6 protein-coding genes are annotated in these 14,003 nt (G+C 60.0%); 3 read left to right on the forward strand and 3 right to left on the reverse strand.

The window, feature by feature from the left end:
• Positions 1 to 300 precede the first annotated feature (300 nt).
• Both UR504_RS07560 and UR504_RS07565 read left to right on the forward strand, forming a co-directional pair.
• The gene (locus UR504_RS07560; protein WP_008502540.1) at positions 301 to 657 is read left to right on the forward strand and encodes a hypothetical protein; all 357 of its coding nucleotides are present in this window, start codon (positions 301 to 303) and stop codon (positions 655 to 657) included.
• Between the two features lie 105 nt (positions 658 to 762).
• The gene (locus tag UR504_RS07565; protein ID WP_115876103.1) at positions 763 to 1,323 is read left to right on the forward strand and encodes a YceI family protein; all 561 of its coding nucleotides are present in this window, start codon (positions 763 to 765) and stop codon (positions 1,321 to 1,323) included.
• Here UR504_RS07565 and UR504_RS07570 read toward each other — a convergent pair.
• From UR504_RS07570 to UR504_RS07580, 3 genes are read right to left on the reverse strand one after another with little or no spacing between them, the layout of a single operon-like run.
• Entirely contained in the window at positions 1,315 to 2,106 is a 792-nt protein-coding gene (locus UR504_RS07570; protein ID WP_274240644.1) for an anti-sigma factor family protein, read from the reverse strand. The two genes, UR504_RS07565 and UR504_RS07570, sit on opposite strands and share 9 nt — an antisense overlap.
• Positions 2,103 to 2,633 (reverse strand): sigma-70 family RNA polymerase sigma factor, encoded by a 531-nt coding sequence (locus UR504_RS07575; protein ID WP_133295001.1) that lies wholly within the window; start codon positions 2,631 to 2,633, stop codon positions 2,103 to 2,105. The genes UR504_RS07570 and UR504_RS07575 overlap by 4 nt, the downstream gene beginning before the upstream one ends.
• A gap of 7 nt (positions 2,634 to 2,640) precedes the next feature.
• The gene (locus UR504_RS07580) at positions 2,641 to 3,168 is read right to left on the reverse strand and encodes a tetratricopeptide repeat protein (protein ID WP_302236654.1); all 528 of its coding nucleotides are present in this window, start codon (positions 3,166 to 3,168) and stop codon (positions 2,641 to 2,643) included.
• Positions 3,169 to 3,929: 761 nt separating this feature from the next.
• Between UR504_RS07580 and UR504_RS07585 the strand changes: the two genes are divergently transcribed.
• Positions 3,930 to 13,997 (forward strand): BapA/Bap/LapF family large adhesin, encoded by a 10,068-nt coding sequence (locus UR504_RS07585; RefSeq protein ID WP_302236652.1) that lies wholly within the window; start codon positions 3,930 to 3,932, stop codon positions 13,995 to 13,997.
• Positions 13,998 to 14,003 lie beyond the last annotated feature (6 nt).

A 14,003-nucleotide genomic window follows, 5' to 3' on the forward strand; every position in this document is an offset into this window, starting at 1 on the left:
TCAACGACACCGCCCCTCCCCCTATGGAGAATGAAAAAACACCCCCACCCACCGCTACAGAATAGCCGCTCACCCCGGAAGGAGCCCCACCATGTACAGACCCATAACCGTCATAATATTCATTCTCCTGACCCTCGCCGCCCTCGCGGAAATAGGCGTTTTATCCTTTGGATAATCCTCAGGCGAAATACCCCTCATCGGGGCATGTTGATCTCATTACAGTTTTTTCCTAAAGCCATCCCGTTTCGCCTGTGCCATGCTGAATCACGCTCATAACCGATAACGTTAAATGAGGATATTATGAAAAAAACAATTATCGCATTATCTGCCGTTCTGCTGGCTTCCCCAGTATTTGCTGCGACCACACATGCAACTGACGATACCGTCGCGGCGGCGAACGCAAACGCCAACGAGGCGAAGCAAAAACTGCACGAAGAGCAGAACAAAGGTGAAGAGCTGAAGCTGAAACAGAAGCATGCTGCGGAAGGTAAAAGCGAAAGCTTTGGCAGCAAGGTCAGCGAAGATTCCCAGAAAGCCTGGCATAAAACCAAAGAAGGCACCGAGAAAGGGTGGGATGCCACCAAAGAAGGCGCTGAGAAAGGCTGGAACAAAACCAAAGAAGGTGCCAGCGAGCTGGAAAAGAAAGTCACTGAGTAAATATTTATGCTCGCAAAAAGGTCGCGCTTGCGGCCTTTTTTATTTCTTCGAATATAATTAGCACCTCGGGCGTTTACGCAGTGCGCATTTATCGGAGAAACCACTATGTATCGCCTTTTGGCCTTTCTGGCCGTTCTGCTTTTATGCCCTTCTCTGCACGCCGCCCCGAAAAGCTACATTATCGACACCGATAACACCGCCATTCGGCTGTCGTGGCATGCCTTCGGCGGCATCCTCTCCTGGGCGACATTCAGCGGCGTGACGGGAGCCGTAACGCTCAACCCGGAAAACGACGTCGACGATCATATTCACGTCACCATTCCCGTAGCGACTCTCGTAGCCTCAAACAAGCTGCTCACCTGGCAGCTCAAAAGCGACATGTTTTTTGAATCCGAGCGTTACCCGACTATCGAGTTCATCAGCTCTCGCGTGGTCGCCCAGGGCGACGGTCGGTTCAGGGTGTTCGGCACGCTGACCGTGCGAAACATTGCCCGTCCGGTGATCCTGGAGGCCATCGTGAAAAACCCGCATGCGCAAGCCCTCACGCTGGATGCCACCACGGCGATCTCGCGCGCGTCCTACGGAATGGATAAGTTTGCCCTGGTCGTGGACGATCGAATTGCCATTGCCATTGCGATTCAGACGAATAAAGTGCCGTCATCCTGAGATCAGGCGCTGTAGCTGCTCCGCGTTTCCCCGCAGATGTGACGGCGGGTTGCGGCCAATCAGGACAAACTGGTAGCCCGCATCCTGCCACCACGCCAGGTTCATGCTGTGCCGCTTCTCCTGGCGGAGCGAGGCCGTCGCCTTTTCATCAACAGGAGAGATACAAAGCGCCATCGGGCCGTAGTCGGCGTTGATCCAGGCAATCTGCGCGATCGAGGTGGTTTCATAGCGCAGCATTCGCACCATTTTCAGCTCTGCCCCCTGAAGGACAAGCTGCGACAGGTTTAGCATCATGCCGATGTCCTGCGCGGCCCGTTTCAGCCCGCGCTGCAGAACCGGCGTTGCGCTGTCCATATCCAGCAGCGTCTCGACGCTGTACAGGGACATATATTGCGCTTCAAGGTCGCGGATATGGGCATTCTCATCCGCAGGCGCAGCTGCGGGACGCAGCAGGTAGCCCAGACCGGAGCCAACCATCAAAAAGCTGACCGATGCGGCAATCAGCGCCCGCCTGCTGACGCCGACCGGCGAAGAGGATTGTGGATCGGGAAGAGCTGCCAGACGCGCCTGCATTGTCTCAAGAGGCGCGTCATCCAGCAGGGAGGCAAACGCCCCGGCGTAATCCTGGCTGCTTTTCATCAGTTCGTCGGTTCGCCCGGCGAGGCGTTCGTCATTTTTCAGTTGTTCTTCAAACTGCTGCGCGTCGGCGCGGCACATCTCGCCATCTATCCAGGCCACGATAGCGTCGTCGTTATAGGGCGGTACAAAACGGTGCGCGTTCAAGAGCGTTTCTCCTTTACCGGAGGCAGTGCGTCAGCGGATCTGGCAAGCCGAGCCCGTGCCGTCGCCAGCCGGCTCATCACGGTTCCGATCGGCACCGCCAGAGTGTCTGCCGCCTCCTGGTAGGTAAAGCCTTCGACATAAACCAAAAATACCGCGTTGCGCTGGGCTTCAGGCAGCGCGTTGACGCGCTGCATCACCTTAAGGTAATGCAGGCGTGTCTCATCCTGTTCACGGGTGTCCGGTGCCATAAGCTCGTCGCTGGCCACAAATCCCTGCCCCTGACGCACGTGTCGTGCCCGAAGTTCAGAGATCCAGATGGAGTGAAGGATCGCGAACAGCCACCTGTCTATGCGTGTGCCCGGCGTATACTGGCTGCTTCTTTCAAGCGCACGCACGCAGGTGGACTGAACCAGCTCTTCGGCGATATCCCTGTTTCGCGACAGCACCAGCCCATACCGCCAGAGACGCGGCAGGTGTGCGGCTAACTGTTGACGAACCTCACGGGTAGCGATGTGTTTTCCCTCCACGAGAAAATCAGGATTCCGGATGTCCGTTGATAGCGGCCTGCAGGTCGCGATACTCCTCACAGGACTGGCCACAAATACCGGCAATCACCTTCAGCTGTTCTTTCGCGAGGTCCGGGCGTCCTTTTACCATCCACGCTTCACCGAGATATTCCCGGGCTTTGGCATAATCCGGGGCGATAGCCAGCGCGCGCTGGTAGTAACCAATCCCTTCGTCCGTGCGGCCCAGTTTGCGCGTGGCGAACCCGCGGTAGTTCCACGCTTCAGCCGTATTGCCATTTTTCAGCGAATCAAGCAGGTTCAGCGCCACCTGGTATTCTCCTTTCTTCGCAAGATGGTACGCATAGTTGGTTTTGTCCTGATCGCTGAGGCTGCTGCTCTTGTCCGGCACGCATTTCTGTGTGGCGCTGTCATATACCTGTCCGGAAGGACAATCGGGCGTTTTGCTCTCGGTACTATTATTGCCCATGGCCTGCGCCAGTGGGGACTGCAGGGATAAAATCAGCACCGGGATCAAACGAAACGAGGTCGTGTTCATACAAAGCTCCAGGGTAAGAAGGAAGTGACGTCAGTTAACGCCCGACTGACGATTTTTATTCATTCTCCCCGTATTTTTTTGTTGTCGCAAAATCATGCCGACATCGTAGCCGCAATGGAAATAAATCAGGTTATTTTACCCTTTCCTTAACGCTATTCATTTCGCGTGATAGCAGAACTTTAACTCCTCACAAGAATATATTTCATTGTACTAGTGATATAATATATTTTATATCAAAAATGTTATCCTAACTTAAATGCATATTAAGCACGCTTAAAAAACAACGTTGATCATTATATTGAAATTGTCCCCTACCAATTATCATACTGCGTTAATGATATTTATAATCAGCATCAAAAGGAAAAAAACAAAATCATATAAAACAATATGTTATGCAATTTAAATTATTAACGCCCCCCATGTATTAATGCCCTCTTCATTGTTTTGGCACTTATTTAAGAAAGCTTAAGTTGCACAACTATCGTTTTCTGTCTATATCATTTTTATATTCCGAAAAATAATTCCTCTATTAAATACAGGGTTTTATAAGACGCAAAACACCCATAAAAACTGTTCTCTTTTATAAGTCATTAGATTCGCTCTGATGTTGCCACTCTGAATTCTGGCGGGCATCGTGCGCGCAAAAAACGACGGTGAGTGCTGCGTTATAACAGCGACTGCGCCGGGGGCGCCCTTTACCTTCTGCAGAGATGGCTCGTCTTGCTCGCCGTTCATGACACATCTGCTGGAGTAATACCTAAATGAGCCAAATCTCTGTTATTTCGAAACTTACTGGCGTGGAAACGACCACGGAAGGCACCCAGGTTACGCTGAGCCATTCCTCTGTCGTTGAGCTTCATGTCGAGCGAGCGAGCGTCTCTCACTTCGCGCGAAATGGTAACGATCTGCTGGTTACGCTCCACTCCGGCGAGGTGATCACCCTTAAAAATTTCTACGTCGCGGACGCGCAGGGCGTGAGCCAGCTGGTGCTGCAGGACAGCCAGGGCGCTTTATGGTGGATTGAAGATCCAACCGGAGCCGCCACGTACGAATCCATCGCGTCCACGGACGTGCTGCTTGCAGCCTCAGGGAGCGACACCGGTGGTGCCGCCATCTGGCCATGGGCCCTGGGCGGGATTGCCGCTGCGGGCGGCATTGCGGCGGCGGCAAGCACTGGCGGCGGTGGTGGTGATAATGGCAGCAGTAACAATTCGGCCGATCCGGATACGACAGCGCCGAACGCGCCTTCCGGCCTTAAGTTTTCTTCAGATGGCAAAACGGTCACCGGTACCGCAGAACCCGGCAGTACCATCACGCTGAAAGACGCGAACGGTAACGTCATTGGCACAGGAAAAACGGGCAGCGATGGCAATTTTACCGTCTCTCTCGACACGCCGTTGACCAACGGCGAGCAGGTGACCGCCACCGCGACGGATAACGCCGGGAATACCAGCCCGGGCACGAATCTTACCGCCCCGGACACCACTGCGCCCGATGCGCCAGCCATCACCAGCGTAACTGACGATACGGCTCCACAGACGGGGGCAGTCAGCAACGGCGGCAGCACCAACGATCAGCGTCCGCAGCTTACCGGCACCGGTGAAGCGGGTTCGACCGTGACGATTTATGACGGCGGGATCGCCATTGGTACGGCGGTCGTCGCCAGCAACGGCACCTGGACCTTTACCCCTTCAGTTGATCTGAGCGAAAGCACTCACCAGATTACCGTGCGGGCAACCGACGCTGCCGGCAACACCGGGCCTGCCTCGCCGGTGTTTACCCTGACGGTGGATCTTACTCCGCCGGACGCCCCGACCGCGATTGTGCTGACCGACGATACGGGCGTTATCAAGGGAACCATCACGTCGGGCGCGCCTACCGATGCTTCACTGCCGATCCTGGCGGGAACGGGCGAGCCCGGCGGAACCATCACTATTTACGATAACGGCGTGGTGGTTGGCACAACGACGGTACTGCCCAACGGCACCTGGAGCGTAACGCCGAACGGTCCGCTTCCGGACGGGACGCACTCCATAACCGTCACTGAAACCGATGCCGCCGGAAACCTGAGCGCGACCTCAGAGCCTGTCATCTTCACCGTGGACACCACGCCGCCGTTAGCCCCTGGAAACCTCGTGGTTTCAAATGATGGCGGCACCATCAGCGGTACCGCAGAGCCGGGCAGCACGGTGACCATCCGTGAAGGCGGCGCACTCGTTGGCACTCCAGTTGTTGCCGATAGTCAGGGTAACTTCAGCCTGACGCTGACCCCGCCGAAGCTCAACGGCGAAATCCTGATCGCTGACGCCACCGACACGGCAGGCAACACGAGTCCTACCACCTCCGCGGCGGCACCGGATATTACTCCACCGCAGACGCCAGTTATCGTGTCGGTGGTTGATGACGTACAGGCCTCCACCGGCCCCGTGGGCCCGAACGGGATCACCAACGACCGGGCGCCGACCGTGAACGGTACGGGCGAAGCGGGCTCGACCATCACGATTTATAACGGCGGTGATATCCTCGGTACGGTGGTTGTTCCCTCTTCCGGCCTGTGGAGCTTTACGCCACCCGCACCGCTAACCGATGGCACGTACGTGCTGACGGCGAAGGCGACGGACCCCGCCGGTAACCCGAGCGGGTTATCAGACTCCTGGACAATTGACGTCGACGGGACGGCACCTGGCGCCCCGGTGATTTCACAAGTCGTGGACGATGTCCCCGGGCGCACCGGCGCGATCGACCTGAATGGGACCACTAACGACACCACCCCGACGCTCAGCGGTACCGCCGAAGCAAACGCGACTGTCACCGTGCGCGTGGACGGTGTTGCTGTTGGTACGACCGTCGCCAATGGCCTTGGCGTATGGATCTTTACCCCTTCCACCCCGATCGGTGAAGGCCCCCATGATCTTACCGCCGTCTCGACCGATGCGGCAGGCAACACCAGCGGCGTCTCCAACACCTGGACTCTGACGGTTGACAGCGTGGCGCCTGCTGCCCCGATCATCACCCAGGTGGTGGATGATGTGCCGGAACGCCTCGGCGAGCTCAACCCTAACGACAGCACTAACGACACCACGCCGACGCTCAACGGCACGGCTGAACCCGGCTCAACCGTCACCATCCGCCTCGATGGCACCGATCTTGTCACGGTTCCGGTCGACAACAATGGCGCGTGGACCTATACCCTCACGACGCCTCTTGTCAGCGGGCCTCATACCTTTACCGTTGTCGCCACCGATACGGCGGGTAACACCAGCCAGCCGTCAGACGGCTTCACCCTGACCGTCGATACCACGCCACCAGTGGCGGCAACCATCGGCACCGTGACTGATGACGTCGGCGGCGTTCAGGGTCCGCTCAGCAGCGGCGATACCACGGATGACACCAAACCGCTGCTGCAGGGCACCGCTCCGGCCGATGCGGCGATCACCGTTTATGACGGCACCACCCTGCTCGGCACCGCCACCCTCGACGGCAACGGCGGCTGGAGCTTTACGCCCGTTACCCCGCTCACCGACGGCCCGCATTCGCTGACGGTTCACGCCACCGATGCCGCGGGCAATACCACCATCTCCAGCCCGTTTGTGTTGACGGTAGATACCGTCGCGCCTGTCACGCCGGACGTGCCGGCCATCACCGTCAATCCTGACGGAACAGAAACAACGCTGAACCCGGGCGAAACCACCCGCGACACCACGCCAACCCTGAGCGGTACCGGCACGGCGGGCGATACCGTGACGATCTACAACAACGGCGTCAAAATCGGCGATGCTGTCGTGGACAATACCGGCAGCTGGTCGTGGACACCATCAACCCCGCTGCCCGGCGGTACCTATGACATCACCCTGACCGTCACCAACGTGGACGGCACGGGCAACGAAAGCGCTCCGTCGCAGCCGGTTACCATCACCATTGATACCGAGGCGCCGGCTACGCCTGCGGCACCGACCGTCACCGACAGCGTCACCCAGATCACCGGCCCCGTACCCGATGGCGGAACCACCAACGATCCGCGCCCGGTGCTGAGCGGCACCGGGACGCCGAACGATGTCATCAACATCACTGACACCGTCAACGGCATATCGACCGTCGTGGGCACCGTCACGGTAGACAGCAGCGGCAACTGGAGCTGGCGTCCTGGCAGCGACATTGCCGAGGGCAGCCACGCCTTTACCGCCACCGCCACCGATGAAGCGGGCAACGTTTCTGACGCTTCTCCTGCGATTACGATCGTCGTGGATACAGTGGCACCGGCTACGCCAGCGATCAGCGCCGTGGGCGGTGAACCGAACGGAGGCTACATTACGGATACCACGCCGACAGTGGGAGGAACCGGCGTTAACGGTGAGACGGTGATCGTCTACAACAACGGCGTCGAGCTGGGTCGTGTCGTGGTGGCTAATGGAGAATGGAGCCTGACGCTCCCCACGCAAACGGACGGCCCGCTCAACATTACCGTAGCGGGCGTGGACGCAGCGGGTAACCTCAGCGCGCCGAGTTCAGTCTTTACCGTCACGCTCGATACCGTTGCGCCTGAGATCCCCGTCATTAGTGCCGTAGCCGACAGCCAGCTGTCCAGTAACGTGCTCTACACGAAGGACGGCACGCCAACTCTTACCGGGACCGGTGAACCCGACACCACCGTTATCGTTTCCGTAGACGGCACACCGTCTACAGTGCTTGTGACGGTCCAGCCGGGCGGCACCTGGAGCTGGACCGCCGACACGACGTTGCCGGATGGTCCTCATACGTTCACCGTCTCTTCCAGCGATCCAGCAGGTAATTCCTCCGGTGATTCAGTACCGCTGAGCGTGACGGTGGATACTGCCGCACCTGCCGACCCGGTCAACATGGCTCTGGCTCAGGAAGGAACGCCGCTGACCGGTACAGGTGAAATAGGAAGTACTATTACCGTGAAAGATAGCGGTGGCACGGTCATTGGTACCGGCGTTATCGGTAGCGACGGCAGCTTCTCGATTGCGCTGAGTCCGGCGCAGCTGGATCCGACCACGCTGACCGTGAACGCTACGGACGCCGCAGGGAATGCCAGCGCGGGCGTGCCTTTTGTCGTCACCGACTCGTCGCTTGAGCTGCCGCAGGTGCCCGTCATCACGGCGATCGTCGATGACGCGGATCCGATAACTGGCGATGTGAAAGGCAAAACGACCAACGACACCACGCCAACGCTTACCGGCACGGCCGAAGCGGGCAGCCTGATTACCATCTATCAGGACGGTAGCACGACGCCATTGACGACGGTGACCGCCGACGGCAGCGGCAACTGGAGCTATACGCCGGCGGCGCTTGGCGAGGGGCTGCACACCTTTGAAGTGACTGCGACCCTCAACGGCCAGACCAGCGGCCGCTCTCCGGCGGCCAGCGTCACCGTCGACCTCACCGCCCCGGGCACGCCAACTATCGGCGCGGTGATTGACGACGTCGGTCCGGGCACCGGCCCGCTGACCAGCGGCCAGACCACCAACGACAACCAGCCGACCCTCACCGGCACCGGCGCGGTGGGCGATACCATCTCCATCTACAACAACGGGACGCTGCTGGGCAGCGTGCTGGTAGGCAACACCGGCACCTGGAGCTACACCACGCCCACCCTGGCAGAGGGCAACCATGTCCTGACCATCCGCGCGACCGATCCTGCGGGGAATCAGAGCGGCCCTTCGGCGGGCTTCACCGTCGTGGTGGACTCCGTTTCCGCCACGCCGGTCATCACCAACGTCACGGATAATGTCGGCAACGCCGCCACCACGGTGGTCAGCGGCAGCGAAACGAACGACGCCACGCCAACCCTTTCGGGGACAGCGGACGCAAACAGCGTGGTGACAATTTTCGACGGCGGCACCCAGATTGCCGTGGTAACGGCTGACGGCACCGGCGCATGGACGTTTACCCCTGACACCGCGCTCGGCGAAGGCTCGCACAGCTTCACCGTCCGGGCGACCGACCCGCTGGGCAACGTCAGCGCGGTCTCTGCTCCCTGGAGCGTGGTGGTTGATCTGACCGCTCCGACGGTTCCGACGCTGGATAATGTAAACGACGACATCCCTGGCGGCGTCCAGGGTAACCTCACCAGCGGCCAGGTAACCAACGACAGCACCCCAACCATCAGCGGCACCGGGCTGGCGGGCAGCACTATCCACATCATGAATAACGGCACGCAGATTGGTACAACGACCGTTGACGGAAGCGGGAACTGGTCCTTTACGCCGACCGCGCCGCTGAGCGACGGCAGCTACTCCCTGCGCGCGTATGCAACGGATACCGCAGGCAACGCCTCGGCGAACTCATCGGTCTTCGCTTTTACCATTGATACCGCAGCCCCCGGCGTACCGGTGGTGACCAGCGTGATTGACGATGTCGGTCCGGTCACCGGGACGCTCACGTCGGGTAACAGCACCAACGACGCGCGTCCAACCTTCAACGGTACGGGCGAAGTGGGTTCTACCGTGCACGTGATCGTTGATGGCAACGAAATTGGCACAGCGGTGGTCAATGCCCAGGGCAGCTGGACCTTTACCCCGGGTACCGATCTGGGCGAAGGGCCACACGCCATCACCTTCAACGCCACCGATGCGGCGGGCAATACCGGCGGCACGACGACGCCGTTTACCCTGACGGTGGATACGGGCGTGCCGTCGGCGCCGATCATTTCGACCGCGGGTGACAACGTGGGCAACATTCAAACTCCGCTCTCTTCGGGGCAGAGCACCGACGACACCACGCCGACGCTGAACGGCACCGCGACCGCCAACGCCACGGTCACCGTTTATGAGAACGGTCAGCCGGTCGGCACCGTTCAGGCGGACGGTACAGGAGCATGGAGCTTTACGCCATCAGCACCGCTGGGCAACGGCAGCCATACCTGGACCGCCACGGTCACCGATGCAGCGGGCAACGTCAGCCCGACCTCGCCGGGCTTTACCCTGATTGTTGATACCGCGGCACCAAACGCGCCGGTTATCAGCCAGGCGGTAGACGACGTGGGCAGCATCACCGGCCCGCTAACGTCCGGGCAAACAACCGACGATACCGTTCCGCGCCTTGTCGGGACCAGCGAACCGTTTGCCACCGTGAAAATATATGAGGGAACTACGCTTGTCGGAACAGGCACTGCGGATAGCAACGGGAGCTGGAGTATCTTGCTCAACACCACGCTGACCGCGGGCGCGCACAGCTTCACCGCGCAGGCGACGGATGCGGCGGGCAATACCAGCCTGTCGTCCACCAGCTTCAGCCTCACCGTTGACACCACGCCGCCTGCGCTGCCGGTGCTGACCAGCATTCTGGATGACGTGGGCAATGCGGCGACGCCGGTTGCAAACGGCGGGTTCACCAACGACGCGCAGCCAACCCTCAGCGGCACGGCGGAAGCCGGGTCGACGGTGAAAATCTTTGATAACGGCGTACAGATCGGCAGCGTGACGGCGACCGGCGGCGCGTGGAGCTTTACGCCATCTCCGGCGCTGAGCAACGGCGCGCACACGTTGACCTTCACCGCCACCGATGCGGTGGGCAACGCCAGCGCCCCCACCGCCGGATATGTCATTAACGTCGATACCCTCGCGCCGGGCGCGCCGGTTATCAGTTCGGTGATTGATGATGTCGGCAGCGTTATCGGTCCGGTGACCGGTACGAATCCGACCAACGATACGCGCCCAACGCTAAGCGGGACAGCCGAAGCGAATGCCACGGTCAGGATCTACGATGGTATTACGCTGGTCGGCACGGTGACCGCCGATGGCAACGGCAACTGGACCCTGCCGCAAACCACCACGCTGACGCAGGGCACGCATAACTTCACCGCCACGGCCACCGATGCGGCAGGCAACACCAGCACGGCGTCAGGCGTGACGACGATTATCGTCGATACGACCGCCCCAACGGCGCCGACCGGGACCCTCAACGCCGACGGTAGCGTCCTGACCGGGAGCGCGGAGGCGGGAAGTACCGTCACAATCCGCCTTGCGGACGGCTCGACGGTGACCGCCATTGCGGGCAACAACGGCACCTACAGCTACACCTTCATTAACAAACAGATCGAAGGCCAGACGCTGCAGATCACCGCTACCGACGCCGCGGGCAACACCTCCCTGCCGGGCTCCGTCCTTGCGCCGGTGTTGCCGCTCTCCGCCAGCAATAACGTTGAAGAGCTAAACCTCAGCACCACGGCGACCGTGACCAACAGCCAGTACAGCGACTACGGCTTCCTGCTGGTCGGCGCCGTGGGCAACGTCCTGACGCTGCTGGGCAATGACACCGCGCAGGTGAACTTTACGGTGGGCAACGGCGGCAGCGCGGATATCGTGGTGAATGCTAACGCTACGGGGGCGGTGCTCTCTCTGCTCAACACTCTTGAGCTGGTAGTTCAGCACTACGTCAACGGCGTCTGGACTACCGTGGTGGATACCGGCCAACCGCAGTTTGCCGATCTCCTGACCCTCGGCGCTACCGGCGTCTCGCTGAACCTGACCGGGCTGGCCGACGGTAACTACCGCGTGCTTAGCTATAACACCAACCTGCTGGCAACCGGCTCCTACACCAGCCTCGACGTGGCGGTGAAAGAGACCGGTCCGGGTACGGTTACCGGCGATACCAGTCTCAACGGCAACGTGATCCTCGATACGGATCCGACCGCCGGCAGCGACAACGCGCCGGCCGGAACCACTATCTCCACGGTGACTAACGCGCAGGGCGTTACCACCAGCGTGAACGCCGACGGCACGGTGATCCAGGGCAAATACGGTACGCTGACCATCAACCGCGACGGCAGCTATACCTATAACCTGACCGACACCAGCGCCGCGGTCGTTGGCCGGACGGAGAGCTTCACCTACACCATCACCCATAACGGCGTCAGCGCGTCGGCGAACCTGGTGCTGTCTCTGGGTGCCGGTACGGTAATCAACGGCATTGTGGCAGTGGACGACACGGCCTCGCTGACCTTTGACACCACCGTGAGTGAGGTGAATAACGGCGCCTCGTCTCAGAACGGTTTTACCCTGGTGGGCATTAATCTCGGCAGCACGCTGGGGCTTAACCTGCTGGACGACATGACCAACCCGATCATCTACAACGTGGAGGAAGGGACGACCCGCACCATGACCATCCAGGCCTCCGTGGGCGGCGTGGCGCTGGCGTCGGTGTTCGACCTGTACGTCTATAAGTTCAACAATGCGACCCAGACCTTCGAGCAGGTTCGCGTCGAGTCGGGCTGGCTGCGCGCCCCGCTGCTGGGGGGTACGTCACCGCAGCTGACGCTGAACCTGCCTGCCGGGGAGTATCTGTTCCTGCTGAATACCGCATCCGGGATCGCCGTACTGACGGCCTACACGCTTAACGTCCTGCAGGACCATGTCTACAGCGTGGCGAGCATCAGCGAAACCACCACGGGCGACGTGCTGGCGAATGATCCGGTTCCAGCGGGCACGCTGGTTACCGAAGTGAACGGCGTGGCGGTCAACAGCAGTGGAACCACCACCATTCAGGGAGAATACGGCACGCTGACCATCAATTCGTCCGGTCAGTACACCTATACCCTGAGAAGCGGCGTGGGGGCGGACCATATCAGCACGCCGGATACCTTCGTCTACACCGTTACCGCGCCTGACGGCTCGAAGGATACGGCATCGCTCAACATCACCCCAACCGCGCAGGCGATGAATGCGGTGAACGATGTCAGCGCCACGATGGACCTTACCTCGGTACATCACACGTCGGTCTACTCGGATACGACCGTGGGCACCGCCAGCTGGACGACGGCCCTGCTCTCGTCAACCCAGGGCAGCGGCAGCGGAACCTTCGTGGTCGACGCGAACACCGCGCTGCACAACGCGTCGCTGCACTTTAGCGTGGCATCGCTGCTGTCGCTGACCGGGTTGACGGTGAACTGGTCTATCAGCGACGGCTCGGGCGTGATCCGCAGCGGCTCCTTCAGCGGGGCCTCGCTGCTGGGCGGCAGTATCGACGTCGCGCTGACCGGGCTGGATCTCAACGCCGGGACCTATACGCTGAACTTTACCGGTAGCGTCCCGGGGCTGAGCGTCGGAAACATCACCATTACCCCAAGCGTGAACGGCACCACCTACTCGCTGAGTAATTTCGACGTCACCGGCAGCCACACCGTCAACGGCAATATCTTTGACGGCACCGACTCCGGCGGCGTGCTGGATCAGCTCCACTCGGTGGATACCCGTCTGAGCGTGACCGGCTACAACGGCGTGACCACCACGCTGGACCCGTATACCGGCAGCGCAACGGTGAACATTGTCGGCCACTACGGCACGCTGGCGATCGGCGCTGACGGCCATTACACCTATACCCTCAACAGCGGGGTATCGCTCTCAACCATGACTTCGAAGGAGACCTTCAACTACACCCTGACCGATTCTGCCGGAAGAACGGACAGCGCCACGTTGACCATCAATATGGCGCCGCAGTTCATCAGCTCTGAGCATAACGACGCCATCACCGGTACGGCCTACGGCGATACGCTGATTTACCAGGTGCTGAACAGCACGGTGGGCAACGGTACGGGGGGTAACACCAGCAGTGCCGCGGGCGATCACTGGACCGGCTTCTCGCTGGCACAGGGCGACAAGATCGACATCGGCGATTTGCTGGTGGGCTGGAACGGTAGCGCCGCGACGCTCGGGAATTATCTCCATGTCACTAATAGTAATGGCAATACCGTGATCTCCATCGACCGTGATGGTGCAGGGGGCACCTACACTAATACCACGCTCGTTACGCTTGATGGCGTTCAGACCACCTACGACGAGCTTGTTAACCAGCAACACATCATTACCTGATACCAC

Origin of the sequence: Enterobacter sp. 241F3, assembly GCF_034106785.1 — a bacterium.
GTDB lineage: Bacteria > Pseudomonadota > Gammaproteobacteria > Enterobacterales > Enterobacteriaceae > Enterobacter > Enterobacter vonholyi.

Coding starts and splice junctions, on each gene's coding strand:
- UR504_RS07580 (WP_302236654.1), bottom strand. CDS start 3,168: ATGAACACGACCTCGTTTCGTTTGATCCCGGTGCTGATTTTATCCCTG.
- UR504_RS07565 (WP_115876103.1), top strand. CDS start 763: ATGTATCGCCTTTTGGCCTTTCTGGCCGTTCTGCTTTTATGCCCTTCT.
- UR504_RS07585 (WP_302236652.1), top strand. CDS start 3,930: ATGAGCCAAATCTCTGTTATTTCGAAACTTACTGGCGTGGAAACGACC.
- UR504_RS07560 (WP_008502540.1), top strand. CDS start 301: ATGAAAAAAACAATTATCGCATTATCTGCCGTTCTGCTGGCTTCCCCA.